This window comes from Chryseobacterium sp. UF-81 (assembly GCF_058245105.1).
On sequence record NZ_JBSIBX010000007.1, the window covers coordinates 74,682 to 99,256 of the forward strand.

General features: G+C 38.9%; 21 protein-coding genes. 8 read left to right on the forward strand and 13 right to left on the reverse strand.

Annotation, left to right across the window (positions count from 1 at the left end; all coding sequences use genetic code 11):
- The first annotated feature begins 39 nt into the window (after window positions 1-39).
- Together AC4IFE_RS11395 and AC4IFE_RS11400 are read left to right on the forward strand one after the other, a co-directional pair.
- Window positions 40-1,095 (forward strand): NAD(P)/FAD-dependent oxidoreductase, encoded by a 1,056-nt coding sequence (locus AC4IFE_RS11395; RefSeq protein WP_436808874.1) that lies wholly within the window; start codon window positions 40-42, stop codon window positions 1,093-1,095.
- A gap of 12 nt (window positions 1,096-1,107) precedes the next feature.
- Entirely contained in the window at window positions 1,108-1,437 is a 330-nt protein-coding gene (locus AC4IFE_RS11400) for a 2Fe-2S iron-sulfur cluster-binding family protein (protein WP_080778227.1), read from the forward strand.
- A gap of 74 nt (window positions 1,438-1,511) precedes the next feature.
- Here AC4IFE_RS11400 and AC4IFE_RS11405 read toward each other — a convergent pair whose 3' ends face one another.
- The 5 genes from AC4IFE_RS11405 to AC4IFE_RS11425 form a co-directional block, all read right to left on the reverse strand.
- Window positions 1,512-2,054: a hypothetical protein gene (locus tag AC4IFE_RS11405; protein WP_490757169.1), complete on the reverse strand. Its 543-nt coding sequence runs from the start codon at window positions 2,052-2,054 to the stop codon at window positions 1,512-1,514.
- Between the two features lie 13 nt (window positions 2,055-2,067).
- Window positions 2,068-2,649, reverse strand: a complete 582-nt coding sequence (locus AC4IFE_RS11410) for an LOG family protein (protein ID WP_490757171.1) — start codon at window positions 2,647-2,649, stop codon at window positions 2,068-2,070.
- A 204-nt stretch (window positions 2,650-2,853) separates the two neighbouring features.
- On the reverse strand, window positions 2,854-4,296 hold the full coding sequence (locus tag AC4IFE_RS11415; protein ID WP_490757173.1) for an aminoacyl-histidine dipeptidase: 1,443 nt from the start codon (window positions 4,294-4,296) through the stop codon (window positions 2,854-2,856).
- Between the two features lie 107 nt (window positions 4,297-4,403).
- A complete protein-coding gene (locus tag AC4IFE_RS11420) occupies window positions 4,404-4,895 on the reverse strand; it encodes a hypothetical protein (RefSeq protein ID WP_490757174.1) in 492 nt (163 codons plus the stop codon).
- Between the two features lie 18 nt (window positions 4,896-4,913).
- Window positions 4,914-5,519 (reverse strand): LURP-one-related family protein, encoded by a 606-nt coding sequence (locus tag AC4IFE_RS11425; RefSeq protein ID WP_490757176.1) that lies wholly within the window; start codon window positions 5,517-5,519, stop codon window positions 4,914-4,916.
- A gap of 350 nt (window positions 5,520-5,869) precedes the next feature.
- Here AC4IFE_RS11425 and recR point away from each other — a divergent pair, with 350 nt between their 5' ends.
- Together recR and AC4IFE_RS11435 are read left to right on the forward strand one after the other, a co-directional pair.
- Window positions 5,870-6,481, forward strand: a complete 612-nt coding sequence (gene recR, locus AC4IFE_RS11430) for a recombination mediator RecR (protein WP_490757178.1) — start codon at window positions 5,870-5,872, stop codon at window positions 6,479-6,481.
- Window positions 6,477-7,316 (forward strand): glycosyltransferase family 2 protein, encoded by an 840-nt coding sequence (locus AC4IFE_RS11435; protein ID WP_490757450.1) that lies wholly within the window; start codon window positions 6,477-6,479, stop codon window positions 7,314-7,316. The genes recR and AC4IFE_RS11435 overlap by 5 nt, the downstream gene beginning before the upstream one ends.
- Window positions 7,317-7,366: 50 nt before the next feature.
- On the opposite strand, the gene secG is transcribed toward AC4IFE_RS11435, so the two are convergent.
- The 3 genes from secG to AC4IFE_RS11450 all read right to left on the reverse strand — a co-directional run bounded on the left by secG (window position 7,367) and on the right by AC4IFE_RS11450 (window position 11,265).
- Entirely contained in the window at window positions 7,367-7,723 is a 357-nt protein-coding gene (gene secG, locus AC4IFE_RS11440) for a preprotein translocase subunit SecG (protein ID WP_490757180.1), read from the reverse strand.
- Window positions 7,724-7,854: 131 nt separating this feature from the next.
- A complete protein-coding gene (locus AC4IFE_RS11445; protein WP_490757182.1) occupies window positions 7,855-9,900 on the reverse strand; it encodes a M16 family metallopeptidase in 2,046 nt (681 codons plus the stop codon).
- Between the two features lie 51 nt (window positions 9,901-9,951).
- On the reverse strand, window positions 9,952-11,265 hold the full coding sequence (locus AC4IFE_RS11450; protein ID WP_116012188.1) for a M16 family metallopeptidase: 1,314 nt from the start codon (window positions 11,263-11,265) through the stop codon (window positions 9,952-9,954).
- Window positions 11,266-11,375: 110 nt separating this feature from the next.
- Here AC4IFE_RS11450 and AC4IFE_RS11455 point away from each other — a divergent pair, with 110 nt between their 5' ends.
- From AC4IFE_RS11455 to AC4IFE_RS11465, 3 genes are all read left to right on the forward strand, one after another.
- On the forward strand, window positions 11,376-12,458 hold the full coding sequence (locus tag AC4IFE_RS11455) for a thrombospondin type 3 repeat-containing protein (RefSeq protein ID WP_490757184.1): 1,083 nt from the start codon (window positions 11,376-11,378) through the stop codon (window positions 12,456-12,458).
- A gap of 118 nt (window positions 12,459-12,576) precedes the next feature.
- A complete protein-coding gene (locus AC4IFE_RS11460; protein WP_490757186.1) occupies window positions 12,577-14,907 on the forward strand; it encodes an ATP-dependent helicase in 2,331 nt (776 codons plus the stop codon).
- A gap of 450 nt (window positions 14,908-15,357) precedes the next feature.
- Window positions 15,358-18,084: a TonB-dependent receptor plug domain-containing protein gene (locus AC4IFE_RS11465; RefSeq protein ID WP_490757188.1), complete on the forward strand. Its 2,727-nt coding sequence runs from the start codon at window positions 15,358-15,360 to the stop codon at window positions 18,082-18,084.
- Between the two features lie 72 nt (window positions 18,085-18,156).
- On the opposite strand, the gene AC4IFE_RS11470 is transcribed toward AC4IFE_RS11465, so the two are convergent.
- The 4 genes from AC4IFE_RS11470 to AC4IFE_RS11485 form a co-directional block, all read right to left on the reverse strand.
- A complete protein-coding gene (locus AC4IFE_RS11470) occupies window positions 18,157-19,998 on the reverse strand; it encodes a carbon starvation CstA family protein (RefSeq protein WP_490757190.1) in 1,842 nt (613 codons plus the stop codon).
- A gap of 202 nt (window positions 19,999-20,200) precedes the next feature.
- On the reverse strand, window positions 20,201-21,223 hold the full coding sequence (locus AC4IFE_RS11475; RefSeq protein WP_490757191.1) for an alpha/beta hydrolase fold domain-containing protein: 1,023 nt from the start codon (window positions 21,221-21,223) through the stop codon (window positions 20,201-20,203).
- Between the two features lie 22 nt (window positions 21,224-21,245).
- Window positions 21,246-21,629 carry a DUF3037 domain-containing protein gene (locus AC4IFE_RS11480; protein WP_490757192.1) on the reverse strand — a complete coding sequence of 128 codons (384 nt, stop codon included), beginning with the start codon at window positions 21,627-21,629 and terminating at the stop codon, window positions 21,246-21,248.
- Entirely contained in the window at window positions 21,616-22,389 is a 774-nt protein-coding gene (locus tag AC4IFE_RS11485; RefSeq protein WP_490757194.1) for a HipA family kinase, read from the reverse strand. Before AC4IFE_RS11485 ends, AC4IFE_RS11480 begins: the two co-directional genes overlap by 14 nt.
- A gap of 145 nt (window positions 22,390-22,534) precedes the next feature.
- Between AC4IFE_RS11485 and AC4IFE_RS11490 the strand changes: the two genes are divergently transcribed.
- Window positions 22,535-23,374: an alpha/beta hydrolase family protein gene (locus AC4IFE_RS11490; RefSeq protein WP_490757196.1), complete on the forward strand. Its 840-nt coding sequence runs from the start codon at window positions 22,535-22,537 to the stop codon at window positions 23,372-23,374.
- Window positions 23,375-23,740: 366 nt separating this feature from the next.
- On the opposite strand, the gene AC4IFE_RS11495 is transcribed toward AC4IFE_RS11490, so the two are convergent.
- Window positions 23,741-24,562, reverse strand: coding sequence for a flavin reductase family protein (locus AC4IFE_RS11495; protein ID WP_490757198.1), 822 nt, complete (start codon window positions 24,560-24,562; stop codon window positions 23,741-23,743).
- Between the last annotated feature and the right edge of the window lie 13 nt (window positions 24,563-24,575).

Sequence of the window (24,575 nt, forward strand, 5' to 3'; positions counted from 1 at the left end):
AAATTTGCAGTTACATGTATAATTAAATTATCTTTTATTATGATAACCACTGATATATTGATCATAGGAGCCGGGCCTACCGGGCTTTTCGCTGTTTTTGAAGCAGGTTTATTAAAAATGAAGTGCCATATTATTGATGCACTTCCGCAGCCAGGAGGACAGCTAGCAGAGCTTTATCCGAAAAAACCTATTTTCGATATTCCGGGATATCCTTCAGTGAATGCCGGAGAATTGGTAGATAATTTAATGGAGCAGATCAAGCAGTTCCAGCCAGGATTCACTTTGGGAGAAACTGCGGTTTCTTATACAAAAGTGGATGACGAATGGTTTGAAGTAATTACCAACAAAGGAACGGTTCACAGATGCAAAGCTATTGCTATTGCCGGTGGACTGGGAACATTTGAGCCTAGAAAACCTACTTTTGAAAACGTTGCTGATTATGAGGAAAAAGGTCTTGAATACTTTGTTAAAGAGCCTGAACACTTCAGAAACAAAAGAGTAGTGATCGCCGGAGGAGGAGATTCTGCTCTTGACTGGAGCGTTTTCCTTTCCAATGTTGCAAGCGAGGTGACCCTGATCCACAGAAGAAATGAATTCAGGGGAGCTTTGGATTCTGTTGAGAAAGTTCAGGATCTTAAGAACCAGGGTAAAATTAAATTGATTACCCCTGCTGAAGTTACCGGTATCAAAGGTGACGGAAAAGTAGAAGCGATTACCGTTGAAGTTGAAGGGCAGGAAGCATACGATATTGAAACGGATTATTTCATTCCTCTATTCGGACTGACTCCAAAACTGGGAGAGATCGGAAACTGGGGACTGAATATCGAGAAAAATGCGATCGTAGTAAATAATGCACTTGATTATCAAACGAATATCGACGGAATCTATGCGATCGGAGATATCAATACCTATCCGGGTAAACTGAAGCTGATCCTTTGCGGTTTCCACGAAGCTACTTTAATGTGTCAGAGTGTTTACAACAGACTGAATCCGGGTAAGAAATTTGTCCTTAAATATACAACAGTAAGCGGTGTAGACGGGTTTGACGGCAGCCGTAAGGAAGCAGAAAAGGCAGTTGTGAAAAAAATTGACTAATTTTGCATTATTATGTCAGATATTAATATAAAGATCACCGATCGGGAAGGGGTAACCCATGATGTTGTAGCACCTACAGATATGTCTATGAACCTGATGGAGATCATCCGTTCTTATGAATTAGCGGAAGAAGGAACCATCGGAGTATGCGGAGGAATGGCGATGTGCGCCTCATGTCAGGTATATGTGATCAATGATCCGGGCCTTGAGCCTATGGGCGATGAAGAAGATGCGATGCTGGCGGAAGCTTACCATGTAAAAGACAACAGCAGACTGGGATGTCAGCTGCATATGATGGATGAAATGGAAGGTCTTGAAGTGGAGATTGCTCCTTATCCTTAGAATTTTTTATTAAATTATATAAAAACTCCTGAAGGTTTTCTTCGGGAGTTTTGTTTTTATGTCAAAAAGAATGATTATCTGTAATCAGAAAAATAAATTTTTCCAAAATTTTTAACAGTTTGAACTTCTGTTTTACTTTCAACCTCTCCATTTTTATAGGATTCAAATATTCTAACTTTTTTATAAAGAATGAAATTATTTGAAAGTTTATCATACTTAAAAGTAATGATTTCTTTCATTTTGGTTCCTTCAGGAATAAATTTGTATTCAAGAATAAAAGAAAAACTATTTTTTCTAATTTTTAAATCTTTGAAAGGATCTGAAATATCTTCATTACAGTCTGAACATGGTACGATGTTATAGTTCGATGTGGAAAATGAAGATGTTCCGTCTTTTTGTAGCAAGTCTATTTGTACAATTCTACATTTCATGTAATCATCATCTCCAATATAATGATTTTTACACTGAACTTTTTCAATTTCTATGTGGTCAGGAATTTTATCATTATTCAAATCATTTTTTGTATATTCTTTGAGAATATATCTTTGTTTTTGTGCTTTACAAAAATTATTTAGAAAAAATAAAGAACATATGATCAATGTAAATTTAATCATCATTTAATCGATTGTTTTAAACTTCATCATTCGAAATCCATTTCCCGACAGTAGGCGCCTGATAATTTCTCATTTTCTCCAAAAGTTCATCAATATTTCCGCTTATCAGAAGCATATCACGGTTCACCTGCTTTAAAAATCCTTTATCAACCATCGTCTGAACCAGTCTTATTAAATCATCATAAAACCCATCGATATTCAAAATCCCAATTGGCTTTTTATGAAGCCCGAGTTGGGCCCAGGTAATCATTTCAAAAAACTCTTCAAGGGTTCCGTAGCCACCGGGAAGAACGATCACACCGTCGCATAGATCATTCATCTTTGTTTTTCTTTCGTGCATGGTTTCTACAATGATGAGTTCAGTAAGTTTCTTATGGGCAATTTCTTTGGATTGCAGGAAGTGGGGAAGGACACCTATAACTTTACCTGCTTCACTTAAAGTTCCATCTGCGACTGCTCCCATCAGACCGACATCAGCACCGCCGTATATAAGTTGAATGTCTTGTTTTGCCAATGTCTGTCCGAGCAGAAAAGCCTGGTCTTTAAAAATATCATCTGTACCGAAACTTGAACCGCAGAATACTGTTATACTTTTCATTATTGTAAATCTTATTAAATAATTTTTTAACCATTAAGATCAATGAAGTTATTAAGTGAAGTTAAGAAGAAATATCAAAAATATTTTAAGGCTACGCCATACATTCTTTAATCATCTTAAAAGCTTAACAAAACCTTAATGGTTCAAATTAAAAATATCCAAAATCAAACGACTTTGGATATTTAATATAGCAATTTTATCCTTTTATTTTAAAGGGATATTCGCTAAAATATCTTTAGTAAAGCTCCAGAACTTCTGAGCAGAAGGGATATTGGCTTTCTCATCCGGAGAGTGAGCTCCTCTGATTGTAGGTCCGAAACTTACCATTTCCATTGCAGGATAGTTCGCTCCGATAATACCACATTCCAATCCTGCGTGGCAAGCTACCACATGAGGCTTTTCTCCGAATTTTTCTGTGTAGATCTTTTCCATCAGTTGCACGATCTCGGAACCCGGTTTGGGTTTCCATCCAGGATAAGAACCACTGAATTCAACATTCATTCCGGCTAATTCCGCAACAGATTTTAACTGTTCTGCCACAGAATATTTTGATGAATCTACAGATGATCTGGTAAGGTTTAAAATTTTAAGCTCTCCGCCTTTTAATTCTACTCTCGCAACATTGTTGGATGCTTCCACAAGATCCTTTACGTCCGGACTCATTCTGTAAACCCCATTGTGAAGAGATTTTAAAGCAAGGATAATCTTCCTGGAATCTTCTTCGGAAACCGCTTTGTCAGAAGTCGTAGAATTTTCAATATTGATATGGATACCAGGTTCTACCGTAGCAAATTCTTCTAAAATTTCTTTTTTAAGAGCTGTAGCCCCTTCGATAAATTCCTGGGCATTTCTCACAGAAATAAGTGCCGTAGCTTCTCTTGGAATGGCATTTCTCAAACCGCCGCCGTCAACTGTGATCAGCTGAATATTCTGGTTAGCTATACCACTGTAAAGAAGTCTTCCCAGAATAATATTGGAATTTCCGAAGCCTTTATGAATGTCCATTCCTGAATGACCTCCCTGCAGGCCTTTAACTTCAATTCTTATAATCTGCCCCTTTGCTGCTTCTGTGCTGTAATTTTGTGTAATGGTTACATCTACCCCTCCTGCACAGCCGATATCGATCTCATCATCTTCTTCCGTATCCAGGTTTAATAATATTTCTCCTGTCAGCTGTCCCGGCTTTAATCCTAAAGCACCAGTCATTCCTGTTTCTTCATCGATGGTAAAAAGTGCTTCCATAGCCGGATGTGGAATATCTGAACTTTCAAGAATAGACATGATGGTTGCTACTCCTAAACCGTTATCAGCACCCAGAGTTGTTCCTTTTGCCTTTACCCAGTCTCCATCAACCTCCATTTTGATGCCTTCTGTATCGAAATCAAAATTAACATCGCTGTTTTTCTGGCATACCATATCCAGATGCGACTGAAGGACAACAGATTTACGGTTTTCCATGCCCGGAGTGGCCGGTTTCCTGATAATAACATTTCCTACTTCGTCTACTGTAGTTTCCAACCCTAAATTTTCACCAAATTCTTTGATGAAAGCGATGACTCTTTCTTCTTTTTTAGACGGTCTTGGAACTGCATTTAACTTGGAGAAATTCTTCCAGATGATCTGCGGTTCTATATTAGATAATTCCATGAAATTTTATTTTTATCAAAATTACAAAATAAAAAATGCTTCCGTGAATCCGGAAGCATTTTTATAAGGAGTATAGAAGTAAATTTGTTTTTACCTCTATTGTTTTTTTAACATCCGCATTCTCCGTAAATAGGTAATGTTTCTACAGTGCCATCCGGTTTCTCGATCGTCAGGGTGCCTGCGAACAATAAAGCTTCTTCGCTTTTTATTTTTTTGCCTTTTACAGAGATCTTGTAGTTGTCGCTTTCAATTTCTTTCGTCAGTTCTTCATCAACTTCCATATCGCTTGACGAAATAAGATTCATTGTCAGTCTTTTACCGTCAAGTTTCATGTAGGCTGTTTTTCCTGCATCATCAGCATAGATGTATTTTTCTGCTTCAAAATCAGCTTTATTTCTTGCAAAATAGCATGAGCATTCTTTAATCTCTTTTGGAAAAGGGATGATGTCTACCAGAACTTTTCCTGGTGCTGTTTCTGTTTTTGCAGAATCTTTAACAAGGTTTAAAGAATCTGTTGAAGTGCTATCTTTAACGGTTTCCTTGTCTTTTTTACAGGCGGTCAAAAGAAGTGCTGAAAAGAAAATGATTAGATATTTCATTGTTTGTGGTTTTTGCGTTTAACCTCTTGCTCTTTCCAGAAGAACCATCATCAGTAGCGATAAGATCACTAAACTTTCGTCTTCGTCATCAATATCGATCACTCTGTCAAGCTGGAATCTTCTTCCGAAGAATGAAGGCATTTTTTTAAGTTTAAAATATTCCTTTCCGTCGATGCCTCTTACCGTATAAGCCGGGTTAAGGAAATATCCTGTAAACATTCCAATAAGTGGAATCTCACTGACCATTCCATCAAAGAATTTTGTCCATCCGTTATCTTCTGTAACGGTAAATTTGGGTTGGTCGTTTGAATCCAGAATATCATAGCTGGATTTCCAGAGAGAGCGCATTCCTTTTCTGGCCAGTCTTCCGTAGTTTTTGTTGTCGGTAAGATCATTTAAAGAATAAGAGGCATTGAAATCGATCCATTGATTGGCTTTGATCCTGAACAGTTCCTTAGATTTGCTTTCGTCATTGAAAACAATAACATCTTCCTTCAGCTTGAACATTTTCTGACGGACATACGCTACATAATTTCCATTTCTGTCAGTAATATTGAAATCACTTGCCAGAGTGGAGATTTTAAATTTGAAATCCAGAGGATAATTTAGGTTTTTAAGTACCATTAGTTTATTTTTTTCATATTAGAACCCCAAAGATAGAGGTTTTTTTAGAATGTTGGGGGAAAATGGGAACGAAGAGTCAGGAGCCAGGAATCAAGAATAGAGAGCCAGGAGCCAAGAATCAAGATTTTAGATGTCAGATGTCAGATTTCAGACATGAGAGGGATGGATACTACTGGATCCAGATTTCGTCACAAATTCAATTTCCGGATTGATATAAACTCAAACTCTAAAACTCTCCTACGCTATAATACAGTTTTATTTCGAATCCCGCATCCTGAAACTCGAATCACGAAACCCGAAACACACTCTTACCACACCAATTCTCAACAATATTCCTTATTTTTGTATCTATGGATTACCCTAGTAAAGTTTTAGCAAAAGCGGTAGACGAAATTTCAGGGCTGCCCGGAATCGGGAGAAAAACAGCTTTGAGATTGGCATTGCACCTGCTAAAACAGCCCAGTTCCAGAGCGGTAGGCCTTGGAAACTCATTAATCAACCTTGTCAACGAAATAAAATACTGCAAAGAATGCCATAATTTTTCAGATTTTGACATTTGTGAGATCTGCAGTAATGAAAAAAGAAACAGCGAGCTGATCTGTATCGTTGAAGATGTACGCGATGTAATTGCCATTGAAAATACAGGAAAGTTTACAGGAAAATATCTCATATTAGGTGGAAAAATATCACCAATGGAAGGGGTTGGCCCCAATCAGCTGAATATTCCCAGTATTGAAAGGAAAGTGAATGAAGGCGGAGTGAAAGAATTTATTTTTGCATTGAGTGCTACGATGGAAGGGGATACCACAGCTTATTATATCTATAAAAAATTTAAACACATTAATGTCAGTTTTTCAAGTATTGCCAGGGGAATATCGGTAGGGGATGAACTGGAATATGCAGATGAGGTATCTTTAGGCAGATCCATTATTAACAGATTGCCATACAACGAAAAGGATTAATATGAAGCTGTCGATAATTATTGTTAATTATAATGTAACCAGGCTGCTGAGAAACTGTCTCCTGTCTATTCAGAAATATACAGAAGGAGAGAATTATGAAGTCATTGTTATAGATAATGCATCTACTGACGCTTCCTGGAGCGATCTTATCCCAGAATTTCCTAAGGTTCATTTTATATCCTCCGAACGTAATGAAGGTTTTGCTGTTGCCAATAACAAAGCAATAAAAACAGCAACAGGAGAATACGTTCTTCTTTTAAATCCCGATACCGAACTGGAAGGATATTATATGAAAGATATTCTTGATTTTGCTGATTCCAGGCCGGATTTCGGATGTTTGGGAGTAAAAATGCATGATGCGGAAGGGAATTTTCTGCCTGAAAGTAAACGTTCCGTACCGGATATGTTCAACTCTTTTGAAAAACTGTTTACAAATTTGAAAAGAAGCAATTCCAAATCTTATTACAGAAGTGATATTGATGAAAGTGCAGTTGCAGAAGTAGATGTGATTACCGGAGCATTTTTATTGATCAGAAGAGAGATTTACGAAAAAATAGGAGGACTGGATGAAACCTATTTTATGTACGGAGAAGACATTGATCTGTGCTATACGCTGCTGAGAAGCGGTTATAAAAACTATTATTACGGAAAGGCTTCCCTTCTCCATCATAAAGGGGAAAGTACCATTAAAGATGAGGTGTATCTTGACCGGTTTTACGGAGCTATGCAGATCTTTATTGATAAATATTACAGGGAATCCAAGCCCATGCAGTATTCGTTTTTAAAAGCAGGACTGAAACTCCGCTATAAGATCGAGAAAATCAAGCTAAAATAAAAAAGCAGTTCAATTTGAACTGCTTTTTTGTATGTAAGATAAATCTGTTATTATTTTGCCGGAGCTACAGGTGTCTGAGCCGGAGTAGTGGTAGTAGCCGCTGGAGCAGATTGCTTAGCCGGGGCTGTAGTTTCTTTCTTCACTGGCTGCTGCGCAGGAGCTGCTGTTGTAGGCTTACCTGTGATCACAACGCTTATAAGGATAAGAACGATGATTACCGCGCCCAGGGTCCATGTTGCTTTTTCCATGAAATCATTGGTTCTCTGTACTCCGAACTGTGCAGGTGATGCACCTCCGAAAGTACTGGAAAGGCCTCCTCCTTTAGGATTTTGAGCCATAACGATGATTACCAATAAGATGCTGGCAATCATAACAAGAACCATCAATAGTGTAAATATAGTATCCATTAATTCTGATATCTTTTTGAATGGGCAAATTTAATCTTTTTTTACCGAATGGCAAAGAAGATCAGGGTAAATGTTATGAAAAATAAAAACGGCAGCGTCAGCTGCCGTTTTTTCTATAAAAAGAGTATTCTTTATTTAAAATCAGAATCTTTAGCCTGGTTCACTTCGTATGATTTTACATTCATTACCATGTCCATACCCATCTGATTTATTGAGATCGTATATGGCATTTTCACACCGTTTACATCCTTGTAATTGGAGAAAGTGGTAGGGATAGTTACTTCCTGTCCCTGTGCCTTCGCCGTTCTGGTTTCTCCTGTTTTTAATCCTGTAGCTACGCTGTAATAATAGGTAACATTATTTCCTTTAACAGCATAGGAATCTTCACCACCGATTTTTTCAATTCCGGCCACTTTGTAATCTGAAGATTTTGCGAAACCTAATTCTTCAAACAGCTCAGTGTTTTTCTGCTTTTCAGCAATTTGTTCCGGTTTCATAGGTGCTTTCTGTCCCATTTGTTCAGAATATCCCTGTTTTCCATCGAAAACCTGCTTTTGAACAACCTGGCCCATAGCAGTAACTGATGTCAGTTCCTTTCCGCCCTGAGCTTTTATGATTTTAAAATCAATATTCTGTCCCTGCATAGACATCGAAGCGTTCATTGTGTAAGAAGAGATCTTTGCTAGATTTGCTTTTCCTCCGATTGCATTGATGTATTTATCGGCAATAGAAGCGACACTTACAGCAGCATCCACTTTTTGTGCAGTCGGCTTTGCTACCGGATTGGCTTCTTTGTCATAATATTTTACAGGATAGCCCAATCTTTCAAGTCCTTCAGAAATATCAGAGGCTTTACCGGCAATAAAAATTCTGCTTTGATTAGGTAGAATGGTAGATTTCACCGCATTGGAAATATCAGCTGCAGTTACTTTATCAATTGATTTTAAATAATTGGTATAGAAATCAGATGGAAGATCCTGAACCTTTTGATTTAAAGCAAACTTGGCGATCGTTTCCGGTTTCTCCAGAGACATGATGAAAGATCCTTTCAGCTTAGCCTTGGCATTTTCCAGTTCTTCAGGTTTTACCGTAGAAATAGCGTTAAGCTCATTCATGAATTCCTTAACGGCTTTATCAGTAACTTCGTTTCTCACACTGGCATCAGCTGAGAAATCTGAAGAATATTTACCGGCATTCATATCCGAATAAGCACCGTAAGTGAATCCGTTCTTCTCACGAAGATTCATGAAAAGCCTCGCTTCACCGCCACCGCCTAAAATGTAGTTGGCCATGGTCGCAGCAAAGTAGTTCGGGTCTTTCATTTTAAGATTGTTCAGGTTATTTACCGAAACTACAGACTGTACAGCAGAAGGAACATCTACCACATTAATCTCTGTTTTAGCAAGATTGGTAGCCGGTTCCAGAGCTGTTACAGGGGTATTGGCTTTTTTCCATCCGCTGAAAGCTTTTTCTACCAGCGATTTTACCTTGTCAAATTTCACGTCACCTACAATTACCAAATAAGCATTGTCCGGAGCGTAATATTTTTTATAAACGTTTTGTACGTCAGCTAACTGGATCTTGTTGATCGTTTCCACGGTTTCAAATTCACCTCTGGCTGTATTTTTACCATACATTAAGGCATTGGAAACTTTAGAAGCGATAGAAGAAGCATTTTTCTCTTCAGATTTCAAACCTTCTACAGCTCTTTCTTTTGAATTTTGAATTTCTTCCGCAGAAAACTTAGGATTAATGATCGCGTCTGCCATTAAGCCCAGCACTTCAGGGAAATATTTTGAAAGAGAGTTTGCAAAAGCGCCATTAGAAGAGAAACTTAAATTAGCTCCCAGGTAATCTACCTTTTTGTTAAAATCCTCTTTGCTCAGATTCGTTGTTCCGTTTTCGAACTGTTCAGCCATGATAGAGCTTACCCCGGCTACACTTCCTTCAAGGAAAGGTGGTCTGTCCATAGAAAGAGTAGTGTTTACTCTTGGTAACTTATTGTTTTCCACAACCATTACCGTAAGTCCGTTGCTCAGCTGGAAAGTTTTTGGTTTTGCAATGTTGATCGCAGGAGTGGGTCCCGGTTTCGGCATTGCATTAAGGTCAATTTTTTGTGCTGAAACCGTTCCTGCGAATAAAAACGCTGCAGCTATATATGTTAATTGCTTTTTCATTTGTAAAAATTTAATTTTTAATAATCGTATTCAAACCTTAGTTTTAAATGATTACTTTTTTTCAGGAACGTAATTAATGATTACTCTTTGATTGGAATTCAGATACTTTTTAGCAGCGTTCTGCAGATCCTGTCTCGTGATGGATCTGTAGATGTCGATTTCCTTATTGATCAGGTTGGTGTCGCCCATCAGTACATGGTTGGTTGCCAGTGAAGCAGCAATTCCCTGAATACTTGAGTTGGCATTCACAAATTGGTTTTCATATTGGTTCTGAAGCTTCTGATAATCCTCCTCAGAGATCAGACCTGTCTGCAGTTTTTTGATTTCAGCATCAATGTCAGCCTGTAAAGTCTGCTTTGTAGTCTGTCCCATTGGGATTGCGAAGAATGCGAAAATGCTGTAATCTTCAAGACCCTGGTTGAAAGCCTGTACGGCAAGCGCTTTTTTGTCCTGGTCAACTAATTTTTTGTATAAAACTGAAGATTTACCATTGCTAAGATAAGATGAAAGCATATCAAGAACATAAGCATCTTTTTCCTTATTAGCCGGAGTCCTGTACGCAAAAATATAGGCAGGAAGCTGAATGTTCGGGTCTGTAGCCGTTACCTCCTTTTCCTGGGTAATAGGAGCATCTTTCGGGAAGTCTTTTGGATAAAGGGTTCCTTTCTGGATTCCTCCGTAGTATTCCTGGATCCATTTTTTAGTCTGCTCAGGCTTGATATCTCCTGCAACTACCAATGTAGCATTGTTCGGAACATAATATTTTTTATAGAAAGCCTGGAACTCTTCCAGTTTTGCAGAATTTAGATCTTCCATAGAACCGATCGTAGGCCAGTTGTACGGGTGGTTCGTAAATAAATTTTTCTGAATAGTAGGGAAAAGGTTTCCATAAGGCTGGTTGTCCATTCTTAATCTTTTCTCCTCTTTTACAACCTCTCTCTGAGTATCTACTCCCACCTGGTTGATCAGGGCATGGCGCATTCTTTCAGCTTCCATCCAAAGACCCAGCTGCTCGTTATTTGAAGGGAATGTTTCATAGTAATACGTTCGGTCATTCGTAGTGTTCGCATTATTTTGTCCTCCGTTTGAAGAAACGATCTTGAACCAGTCACCTCTTTTGATGTTAGGTGTTCCCTCAAATAAAAGATGTTCAAAGAAATGGGCAAAACCTGTTCTTCCCTTTACTTCATCCTTCGCACCTACATGGTACATAACGCCTGTAGTCACTACCGGTGCAGAATTGTCCTGATGAAGAATTACGTGAAGGCCGTTTGGCAGGTCATACTCTTCAAATTTAATTTGCTGTGCATTCAGAACCATTCCGAAGAAAGATGCTGCTGCCACAGAAAGAAGTCGCTTTTTCATAAAGTAGAAATTGTTTTGGATATATTAGTAGGGCAAACACGGTATTTGTTACATAATTACTCCACTTTTTTTTAAATTTTTGTTTATTTGTAAAACTATTCAACTCCACTATGAGAATTTATTATACTTTACTTTTTCTTTTCTCCTTTTTTCTGATACAGGCACAGGAAATCATCGATAAGGATGCGTTGAAAAAATGCAGAAAGGAATTCAGTAAAAAGGCCTGTCTTTCCGATGAAGACGGGGATGGGATTCCTTTTTATCTGGATCAGTGCCCTAAAGAGCAGGGATCAACAGAGAATAAGGGCTGTCCCTGGCCAGATGAAGATAAGGATGGAGTATTTGATAAGGAAGATCAATGTCGGGATGTAGCAGGACCTGCTGAAAATAACGGCTGTCCGTGGCTTGATACAGACGGAGACGGAATTTTGGATAAAGATGATGCTTGTCCTACAAAACCCGGAATGGTTGAAAATCAGGGTTGTCCATTACGGAAAAGAGACTGTGGGGATGTATATGAACGGGAAAAAGAACGCTATCAGAAGGATATTGAGCAGCTTGAAAAAATGAATTTCAGCAGCCTTTTTGATATGATCAGTGGAGATCCGGATTTTAAAGGATTTTTTTTTAAACCTAAAAAAGTTCTTTTCCTGAGAAAATCTATCATCGGTGGTGGCCCAGAATGTGGAAATGATCCTTACTACGATTGTAAACACTTTGAAAAACAAATCGGGTTGGAAGTTTTTAATAAATTGTGGAGCAAGAGTAATTTTGCCAAGTTCAGGAAGAAAACAGGAAACGGGATTATTATTCCAGTATCGGTTTTCCATGGAGGAGGAGAGCTTTTTTTCGGTTGGGAAAATGATGAAAATAATTTTTTTGTCACTACAGGAAATACACCTTTTTATCGAGGAAAAATAACTGATGATGGAAAAGAAAACAATTTTTATTACACTTCACCTCAAAAGCCGGTTAAAGAATTATCTATGATCAGAAAAGACAATAAATTTACTGATCTGCAGGAAGTAAGTTTCGGAATTTCTATGATGCCAAAATATGATACGGATTCAAAATTAGGTTTTCTTATCATGCTGAGTTTCTCGGATCCTAAATCGGGATACTTTTCCCAGCCCGCGAAATATTATCAATACGAAAACGGAAAATGGACGGTTACGAAAAATTTCAATGATTAAACATATTCTGATCCGGCAGAATACATCTCTTAATTTTTTTACTTTCTATAAATTAAACTCATAATTTGAATTGTCCTTTGAATACATTAATTTTGTGTTCCCAAAATTTTTTTGCAGTATGGATTATCTGAAAGGACTCAATGAATCACAATATGAAGCCGTTACCTCTCTACAGGGACCTTTGATGGTGCTTGCAGGAGCCGGTTCCGGAAAAACGCGTGTGCTTACCATGCGTATTGCCCACCTGATCCACAACGGTGTGGACCCTTTCAATATTCTGGCGCTGACATTTACCAATAAAGCCGCCCGCGAAATGAAAGACCGTATTGCAAAAGTAGTGGGAGACAGCAATGCAAGAAGCTTATGGATGGGAACCTTCCACTCGGTTTTTGCAAGAATCCTGAGAATTGAAGGTCATTACCTGGGATATCCTTCCAATTTTACGATCTATGACCAGCAGGATGCCTTGAATGTTATCAGAAAAGTACTCAAAGACATGAATATCGATGCCGATCTTTATAAACCTAAAAAAGTCCAGGCAAGAATTTCAACATACAAAAACAATCTGATCACGGTAAAAGCTTATTTCAACAATCCGGAACTGATGGAAGCTGATGAAAAAGCCAATATGAAATTCATCGGAAAGATCTACCAGAAATATGTGGAAGCATGCTTCAAGAATGGTGCGATGGATTTTGATGACTTACTGCTAAAGACCAACGAATTACTGACCCGTTTTCCTGAAGTGCTGGCCAAATATCAGGACAGATTCAGGTACATCATGGTGGATGAGTACCAGGATACCAACCATTCCCAGTATCTTATTGTGAAAGCACTGGCTTCAAAATTTGAAAATATCTGTGTGGTGGGGGATGATGCCCAGTCCATCTATTCCTTCCGTGGTGCGAATATTTATAACATCTTAAACTTTAAGAAAGATTATCCTGATGCAATAACGGTTTCTCTGGAGCAGAATTACCGTTCAACTCAGAACATTGTAAATGCAGCTAACGTTGTCATCGCAAAAAACCTGCAGCAGTTTAAGAAGAATGTTTTCAGTGATAATGAAGAAGGAGATAAAATCAAAATATACCGTTCCCTTTCCGATGCGGATGAAGCTAATTTTGTGGCCGGAAACATCTGGGAACTGAGAAACACTGATCAGAGAAAGTACAGTGATTTTGCGATCTTATACAGAACCAACTCACAGACCAGAGCATTTGAAGATGCGCTGAGACGTAAAAATATTCCGTATAAGGTCTACGGAGGACTTTCTTTCTATCAGAGAAAGGAGGTGAAAGACCTTATTGCTTACCTGCGCCTTCTGGTGAATGAAAATGATTCTGAGGCACTGATGAGAATCATCAATTACCCAACAAGAGGAATCGGGGAAACCACCCAGAATAAACTGATCGTTTTTGCAGACTCCCATAATGTAACCATCTCACAGGTACTTGGTAACCTGCCGATGTACGCTCCACAATTAGGCTTGAACAACGGTGTTATAACCAAACTGAATGATTTCTGGTCCATGATCAAAGCCTTTCAGGTATTGCTGAAAACCGATACGGCTTACAGTGTTGCCATGGAAGTGGCCAAACGAAGCGGACTGATTAAATTCTTAAAAGACGACCAGACCCCTGAAGGAATTTCCCGCGTAGAAAACGTCCAGGAATTGATGAACTCTATGCAGGGATTCATTGAAGAGCAGATGCAGCTGGAAGACGGAGATCCCAGCCTTCCGAATTTCCTTGAAAATATCGCGCTTTCTGCCGATACGCAGGATAAAAATACGGATGAGGATATGGTTTCTTTAATGACCATTCACCTGTCTAAGGGTCTGGAATTCCCGGTGGTACACCTTGTCGGGCTTGAAGAAAACCTTTTCCCGAGCTTTATGAGTTCAGCGACAAGGGAAGATCTGGAGGAAGAAAGACGTCTGTTTTATGTGGCACTGACAAGAGCGGAAAAGCAGGTGTTTTTCTCGTATGCCGTTTCGCGTTTTCAGTGGGGAAAAATCACGGATGCAGAACCATCAAGATTCTTAAGTGAAATTGATGAAGAATATATTGAATTCTTAAACCCGGCTCTCGAAAAAAGGTTTATCAATAATACAGGAATCAAATCCAATATTTTTGATGAGCATCCTTCCGAACAGCGTTCTTTCAGAAAAGTTGAAAAGAAAACCATTGACAAAGGAGACAGCTCAAAACCTGCACAGGAAGTAAGAAAACTGAAACCTGTAAGCACGGCGAAAATTATTAATCCGAGCGGTGCTTCTTCACAGGATATCGAAGTAGGGGATAAGGTAAGACATGACCGTTTCGGAATCGGGGAAGTTTCTTTCCTGGATGGCACAGATCCTCAGAATATTAAAGCTAAAGTAATTTTCATTCATGAAGGGGAGAAAAACCTTATCCTGAAATATGCCAAGCTTACAAAAATATAACTGCATTTCTCTGTTATAAAAACTTAAAATATTTTAAAGCGGGTTCCATTTTGGGAATCCGTTTTTTATTGCATAATTTTTTAACGCAAAGTTTAATTTTAATAATGAAAATCTTAAGGGGCAAAGAAGGAATCAATCTTCGATTGATTGATGAAGCGACCATATAACTCAGCAGCTTAATCAATGGCATAGCCATTTATCTTTGCTCTCCTCAGAATAGTGAGTGTTGAAATTAAGCTTTGCGTTAAAATAGCAACATTTTGAAAAAATAGATTCTTATGAAATTTTGACATTAAATCAATTTATTATAAAACTTTCCCATTCTATGTTCAATAGAAGAAGACTATTATCATTTTTTGCAAAACAAAAGTCTATTGATTTTGTAGACTAATAAAATTATTCTACATTTGCCACTCAAAAAAACATAAACTATTTAATTGATGCAAGGGTATGAAAAATAAAAAGACTATTTTGTCAGCTTCTGTCCTGTTTTTCCTCGGAACGTATGCTTTCGGGCAGGAAAAAGAAAAAGACAGTGTAAAAACCAATAATGTAGAAGAAGTTGTGGTACTGGGATCAAGAGCCGGGGCCCGATCCAAAATAGACAGCCCGGTTCCTGTGGATGTCTTTAATATAAAAGAATCTTCCGTGGTTCTTCCACAGTCCAGTATAGGACAGATTTTAAATGCGGTAGCGCCTTCTTTCACTTCTACCATTCAGACTAATTCAGACGGTACGGATCATCTGGATCCTGCCCAGCTGAGAGGATTAGGTCCGGATCAGGTGCTGGTTTTGGTAAACGGAAAAAGAAGACATACTTCGGCGTTGGTTAATGTGAACGGAACACCGGGAAGGGGAACGGTAGGAACGGATTTGAACTCGATTCCCTCTTTTGCATTAAACAGGATTGAAGTGTTGCGTGACGGTGCTTCAGCCCAATACGGTTCCGATGCTATCGCAGGCGTTATCAACCTTGAACTGAAAAGAGATATAGGCAAGTTAACCGGCCAGGTAAGCTACGGCGGAAACTTAACTCCGACTGCCAATGACCATACGGGGAGTTTTGACGGACAAAATATCCAGGTAGATCTTAATTATGGAAATAAGATCGGGAGTAAAGGAGGTTTTTATAATATCACATGGTCTTCACAGTTCAGAAATCCAACCTTCAGAGCCGGATCCGAAAGCGGAGCAATCTATAATGCATATAATGCTATTGAAAAACGTGCCCTAAATGACGGCGTGAATCTTTCCTCACTTTTTTCCAATATCAACAATGTTCCCAATCCGCAGCAGCTTATTAATTATATTCATCAGTATGCTCAGGGCGTAAGCTATTTCTCTCCCCAGTTTCAGAATCAGATCCAAAGTGCCAATACAATCGGTGTTCTGCAAAGTTTATTAAAAGGAGATGTTACAGATCAGGAATTGGCTTACAGAGGGCTGGACAGGAAAGATTTCAATATGCAGGTAGGGCAGTCGAAATTAAATAACCATCAGCTTTTTGCCAATATTGAAGTTCCCATTAATGACAACTGGAAAGCATATACGTTTGGCGGATATAGTTTCAGGCATGGAAGTTCAGGTGGATTCTACAGAAAACCTAACCAGAGCAGGACTTTCACAGGGCTTTACTCAGACGGTTATCTTCCTCAGATTGGAACGGATATTCAGGATTTGTCGCTTTCGGCCGGGATAAAAGGAAACTGGGACGGTTGGAATGTTGATTTAAGTAATACGTTCGGACAGAACTCATTTAGCTATAATATCAGTAATACAGGAAATACGTCTTTACGGTTTGCTTCTCCCGACGAGTTTGACGCAGGAGGTTTAAGGTTTTCACAGAATACCATCAATCTGGATTTTTCTAAAAAATATGATGCATGGAGCGGAATTAATGTTGCTTTCGGAGCAGAGCACCGTTATGAAAATTTTAAAATAACACCGGGTGAGCAGGCGTCTTATGCAACCTATGATGCAGCAGGAAATGTATGGAATAATACCAGCCCGAGAGCAACGGATTTCTTTGGAAATGCACTTCCGGGAGGATCTCAGGTTTTCGGAGGGTTTAAACCTGTTAATGCTGTGGACAAAAACAGGCAGGCAGTGGCCGCGTATGCCGATGTTGAATTTAATTTTACCCACTGGTTATTGGTGGATGCCGCCGCGAGATATGAAAAATATTCAGATTTCGGATCTACATTCAACTACAAACTGGCTTCAAGGATTAAAGTGGCTCCGAATTTTAATGTGAGACTGGCAGGTTCTACGGGGTTCAGAGCGCCATCCATCCACCAGATCTATTATAATGTAACATCAACTCTGTTTACCAACAGCCAGCTTCTTGAGGTGGGAACATTCAGCAATGATTCGGAAATTGCAGGGTTGCTGGAAATGCCAAAACTGAAGCAGGAAACTTCTAAATCTGCCAGTGTAGGATTTACCTACAGAATTCCTTCTGCAGGTCTTACTTTTACTGCAGACGGATACTTTACAAAGATCAACAACAGGATCATTCTTACAGACCAGTTTCTGAGATCAGATGTTCCTGCGGCAGCACAGGCCGCCTTTGATGCACAGGGGATCAACGGGGCACAGTTTTTTACCAATGCTATTGATACGGAAACAAGAGGAGTAGATGTGGTGATTTCCCATAATGCAAGATTTTCAGGAGTTAAGCTTGATAATAATTTTGCAGTTAATATCAGTGAGACCAAAAAAGTTTGGGATACCCATTCTTCAGGACTTTTACAGTCTCCAAACCTTGAGAAGATTTATTTTTCTGAAAAATCAAGAGTATACCTTGAAGAAGCAGTTCCAAGGGTAAAAGCGAGTTTATCACATACGTTGGCCTGGAAAAATGCAAGTATTTATCTTAGAAATACCTATTTCGGAAAAGTGACAGGTGCCGATATTATTGATGCCAACGGGGACGGGCTTACCGGATTCAATGAGCATCAGCAGATCGGAGATAAGATCATTACCGACCTTTCACTGGCCTATCAGTTTACAAAAAATGTAGGACTCACAATAGGGGTTAATAATCTGTTTGATATTTATCCTGATAAAAACCTGACGGCTTCCACGAATAATGACCAGTTTATCTATTCCCGGTCAACTTCCCAGTTTGGACAGAACGGAAGGTATGTGTTCACAAGACTTAACTTCAATTTTTAATAAATAATAATTAGTAAATGAAACAGTCCGGATAACCCGGACTGTTTTTGCTTTTCTATGAATTTATCTTGATTACCTTTCTACAAGCTCCTTTACAGGCTCTCCATAATAATCGATCTCAGTTGTTTTGATTTGCAGAAGCTGGTACCATTTGATGAAAGCTCCGATGAAAACAATCAGCATCAGGATCATTGCTGTTGCTGCCAAAGCTGCCAGCAGGTACTGTTCCTTAGGAAGGTAAATTGTTGTCACCTGAATATAGCCTGCCCAGAAAGTGATTCCGGCCATAAAAACTCCGGGAATTGCAGAGCATAAAGCATATTTCCCCCTTTTCATCCGGATCAGCATCGTTGTACAGACAATCAGTCCGCAGGCCGCTAATAGCTGGTTACTGATTCCGAACAGTGGCCAGATGCTGCTTACATTACCGGTAAACACCAGATAGCCCCATGCAAAAGTAAATAAAAGGCTGCTGATGATAATTCCGGGAACCCAGTTCTTATCATTGAATTTAGGGATAACAGAACCCAGCATTTCCTGCAAAAAGAAACGTCCTACTCTTGTTCCCGCATCAATGGCGGTCAGAATAAATACGGCTTCAAACATAATAGCGAAATTATACCAATATGCGGTCAGCTGATCCATATAGGGGATCTTGTTAAAAATATGAGCCATTCCCACGGCCAAAGATACTGCCCCGCCGGTTCTTCCGTGCAGTTCAATACCTATTTTTTGTGAATAATAGTCAATGTCTACACCGTGCAGTGAAGGATGGGCGGCCAGAAAAGCATCATAGGATTCTTTAGGAGTATTAATAGCAAAATAGTCTCCGGGCATTAAGGTGCATGCGGCGATCAAAGCCATTAAAGCCACAAAGCCTTCCACAAGCATAGCCCCGTAGCCCACAAAAAGGATTTCTTTTTCTTTATTAAGCATTTTAGGAGTTGTTCCCGTTGCAATAACCGCATGGAAACCGGAAATAGCACCACATGCAATTACAATAAAAATAAAAGGAAGTACAGGTCCGCCTATCACAGGTCCCCCACCATTGATGAATTCCGTAAGGGCTGGCATCTGGATAGTAGGATGAATGACAATAACTCCTACCGCAAGCATAATGATCGTTCCTATTTTCAGATATGTTGAAAGATAATCCCTGGGTACCAGAAGCAGCCAGACAGGCAGCACAGAAGCCAGAAAACCGTATACAGGAATTGCAATGGAAATCGTTTTTATATCCCATGAAAACAGATTGTTCATCGTTTCATTCTGCATCAGGCTATGTCCTCCTATAATTCCGGCCACTAAAAGGATACCGCCTAAAATACTGGCGAAAAGAACACTGTTTTTTCTGTATCTCATGATAAGGCCCATAATAACCGCGATAGGCATCGTGATTACAACGGTAAAAAGAGACCATGAAGCCTCATGCATCGCATTGATACAGGCCAGTGACAGACCGGCCAGTGTAAGAATAAGGATAAACAGAATGGCAAAACCGGCAACCGTTCCGGTTGTCTTACCTATTTCTTTGGAAGCAATAGTAGCCAGGCTTTGTCCTTTATGCCGTACTGAAGCAAATAGTACAACCATATCATGTACGCCACCACCAAGTACACATCCGATCAGGATCCATAAGGCACCGGGCAGATAACCGAACTGAGCAGCCAGTACAGGCCCCACCAAAGGCCCGGCTGCGGCAATGGCAGCAAAATGATGTCCGAAAAGTACGTTCTTATTGGTAGCTACATAATCTTTACCGTCGGCAAATTCTACTGCCGGAGTCATGTTTTTATCATTAAGCCTCAGTACTTTATTGGCAATGAAAATACCGTAAAAACGATAGGCAATTGCAAAAACGAGTAGTGATACAAAAATAAGCGTGAGCGCATTGGTGTTATTCATAAAATCCATATCATCTGTTTTTAGAATGAATAATTAAAACTACAGGATGTTTTGTTAAGAATAATTTAAACAAAAGCCAAGTTAATTATTTTGTATATAAAAAAGATGAAATGTATAGTAATCTAGCAATTTTGTAATTTATTATTAAGTATGATAAGTTATCATACTGATTTTAAGCTCTTAATGGCTTTTCCATACTGTAGCCTGTATATTATTTGGTTTGAGAAATAGTAAAATCCACCATCTGGTCAGTAAGCTTATCCATATAAGCTTTATCTGTTGTTCCGAAGCCATGCATTCCGTTTTCTACAATAATCAGGTTATTCTGAACATTTTCCCTTCTTAGTTTTCTGTGAAGCTTTCTGGACTGCTTTATAGGGACTATTTTATCCTTATTTCCCTGTACAATTAATGTAGGAACAGCTTCCGAAACATAGCTTACAGGAGAAATTGTTTTGAAATAGTCTATGACTTTTCTTTTCTCTTTTTTGATGTCATAACCGGATAATCCCCTGACGAGATCCGATCTGAGATCCACGATTTTTTTTACAGCCAGCCCGAAAAAAAATACCGGAACCTTTCCAAGCCGGGTATGTAGCAGCATATTCATGTCGGAAGGGCCGTAGTGGTTGATTACAAAATTTACTTTTGCAGAATAAGAAGAAAGCTCAGGACTTCCTGTAAATTCACTGTCAGGCGTATAGGCTGCAAGCATCGACAGATGTGCTCCTGATGAAGTGCCAAAAAAACCAATATTGTCCGGGTCAAAATGATACCTGTCCGCATTTTTTCTTACCCATCTTACTGCATCTTTGGTGTCCTGCAAAGGAAGAGGAAAATGGATGCTGTCGTTCAAAAGCGTATAATCAATACTGACTACTGCATACTTTTTATCCAGAAGCTTTGCAATGAATGTTTCAATATAACTGCCGTCTCTTACTATTTTATCACCTTTTACCCATGCTCCGCCGTGTACATAGACCACAACGGGTAACTTATCGTCTGAACCAGTCTTCGGGGTATAAATATCTAATGCTACAGGAACTCCTTTTGCATTGGTCTTATAGATGATATTTTCTGATGCTGCCGATATTTTTGGCAGAAGACTGCTTTTTTGGGTTATCGGTTCTATTTGATTTTGTGAATAGCTTAAACCAAATAATCCTAAAAAAATAACAAAAAACAGGTTTATTGAAAACCTGTAGATTGATATATTGCTGATTAGTGATTTCATAGAATACTTTTGTGGTGAAGTGTTATTTTACTAACTCCTCAAAAAGTTTACCAAACGTTTTTTCCAGGTCTTTTGATTTTCCCGGATGAGGTCTGGATGTCTGTACAGAAGAGCTTCTTACGGCCGTGAGCCAGCGGAAACGTTCCGGAACATCCATTAGAGCGATAGGACCTCCTTCCTTATCTCCGGCAGCAATTTTTTGAAAGCTTTCAAGATTCCGGATAATATCATCATAGTCCAGTTTGCTGTGCATCAGCCTGAATTTATCGGGGCATAAGTAAAATTCCATACGGATAAACTTTTCCTTTTTGGAAAACATCACAAGGCCAATGTTGAAAAACTCTTCTCTCTCAACCTTCGGTACCAGGCGTATTACGGCGTATTCGTATATTTTATCCTCTTGCATTTTTAGCTTCGTTTACAAAGATTTGAGAATTTTCTAACCTGGTTTTCAGGAACCGGAAGTAGATTTCACGGATCTCTTCAGGAGTTTCATCGGCGTCATCCCAGTGGAGCCAGTTCTCAGGAATTAAATTGACAATCTCACGGAAAAAATGATCATTCAGTACCTCATGAGCGAACTGATCAGCCTCATCAAGCATTTTTGCCTTAGGGAGTAATACATGGTCTTTCACATATTTGAACGGTGTTTTGGCAGCCGTATCAAAATTCTGCCACGAATGATGGAAATAAAAGGAAGCCCCATTATCGATGACCCAAAGTTCCTTATGCCACATCAGAAGATTGGTATTCTTAAAAGTACGGTCAATATTCGTAATGAACGCGTCCAGCCAGACAATCTTTGAAGCCAGAAGAGGATCAACCTTTACCCCGGGATCATAAGTGATGGAACCTGAAAGATAATGCAGACCCAAATTCAGACCTTCTGAAAATTTCAGTAAATCCTGAATTTCCTCATCAGCTTCCGTACGCCCAAAATCGACGTCCAGATTAACAAATACAAGCTCAGGGATCTTCAGGCCCAAAGCTTCCGTAATCTTGCCGCCCAAAAGTTCGGAGATCAGCATCTTTACCCCGTGACCTGCGCCCCGGAATTTCAGTACATATTTAAAATCATCATCAGCTTCTGCCAAGGCAGGAAGAGATCCGCCTTCCCTTAAAGGCAGGATGTAACGTGTGACGGTTACCGTTCTTAAATCCAGCATACCGCAAAAATAAGGTTATTTTATAACTATTTAATGAATTCCAGTGCAGAAGGTTAACTTTTCCAGCTGAAAATTTTTTATTATATTTCGGTTAAAGTGAATACTGAAAACAGCATTGTTATTTAAGAATCATAATTAATTTTATATGGAACTGATTAAAAACCTTAATATAAAACTGAAAAATGCAGAAACCAAAGATTTCCTGGCAGATGCATTTTATCCTGAAACTGATGAAAAATTACCGCTGGTGATATTTGTTCACGGCTACAAAGGTTATAAAGACTGGGGTGCCTGGAATCTGATGGCGGAAAAGTTTGCTGAAGCAGGCTTTTTCTTTGTAAAATTCAATTTCTCCTATAACGGAACTACCCTTGAAGATCCTCACAATTTTGCTGATCTGGAAGCTTTTGGCAACAATAATTACTCGAAAGAACTTTCGGATCTCGGTGTTGTAATCGATCACTTTGTGAAAGATCCGCATGTAGATGACCAAAGGATAATCCTGATAGGGCACAGCAGGGGAGGAGGAATTTCCATCATTAAAACATTTGAAGATGAAAGAATCAACGGGCTTATCACGCTGGCAAGTGTAGATACCTTAGAACGTTTTCCAAAAGATGAAGCCTTGGAGAATTGGAGAAAGGAGGGCGTATATTATGTGCTGAACGGAAGAACAAAACAGGAAATGCCTCACTATTACCAGTTTTATGAAGATTTTGAGCATAACGTACACCGTTTTGATGTGGAAAGAGCCACAGAAATGGCCAAAGCTTATGTGTTAATCGTTCATGGAACTAATGATGAAAGTGTAAGCGTAAAGAATGCGGAACATCTTCATATCCTTAATCCTAACTCAGAGCTGTTCTTAGTTGAAAATGCAGATCATACCTTCGGTTCAAAAGAGCCATGGACTGAAAAAGAATTTCCGGAAAACTTAAAAATCGTGTCTGAAAAATGCATTGAGTTTATCAAACAAAATATTTAATATTTATTGTTAAAACTATTGTTGATATCGTTAAATTTCATACTTTAGTGAAATACTAATACCATTAAATAAAAATTTTCATGAAAAAGTCAAATTTAAAGAATGCTCAAAAATTAAGCAGAGAAGCTCAGAAACAAATTTCAGGAGGAGATAAGGTTTTATTATGTAACCTGAGTGGTTGTTTTAGTGATTATTTTAGCGACGGGCGAGGTGGATGTGTAGTGCCTCCATGTGCCCCACCTAACTTGGGTACTGAAGTTGTAGACGCTAATGGACGCTATAAATGCTGTTACTAAACATTAAGTTTTAAAATAAAAAAGGAGTGAAATTTTTCACTCCTTTTTTATTTTAACTTCAATTTGAAAATTATTTAACTAAAACTTTCCAGGCTTCTTCGATTTTACTTTCCAGTAAAAACTGCTGAGCTTCCAGATGGATATTCTCATCTGCATGGAATTCCCCTGCCGGAAGTATTTCTACATTGGCAAGCATTCCCAAGTCATTTCCTGTAAATATTTTACTGTATTTGACAGAGTCCGGCAGAAGATCAAACCCTATTCCTTTTGTAACCAACGGTTTGGGAACCTCAAAAAGGCTGCTCTCATTGCTTCTGGAATAAAAGTTTCCTCCTAAACGGGCCACCATATCCAGTTTTTGCTGATCTAAATTTCCTGCTTCATTCAGATATTCTTCTCTGATATGAATTTTCTGAACCTCACAGATGACAAGATTTCCTGCACCGCCCTGGTCTCCCAGAGATTTAACTTCTAAAACTTTACATTCAAAGTTGACGGGACATTCTTCAATCAGTTTAGGCTGTACCAGATCTGCATCTTTCATGGTTAAACCTGATTTGATAAACTCATTGACTCCGGTTTCGTATTCCGTAGAAGCCAGAGAGATTTGCTGTACTATTGGAAAATTTACTGTTCCGATCACTACTTCCGGAACTTCCAGAACATTTTCCAGAGTATGTTTAGTGGTATTGTCACGTACTCTCCTTGATGGTGAAAAAATCAAAATTGGAGGAACTGTACTGAACATATTAAAAAAGCTGAACGGAGATAAATTGATAGTTCCGTTTTTATCTACAGTAGAAGCCAGAGCAATCGGACGCGGAGACACAGCGGTCTGCATGATGGTCTGGAGCTGTACGGCGGATAGTTCGGAGGGTATTACTGTTTTCATTGTTTATTATTAA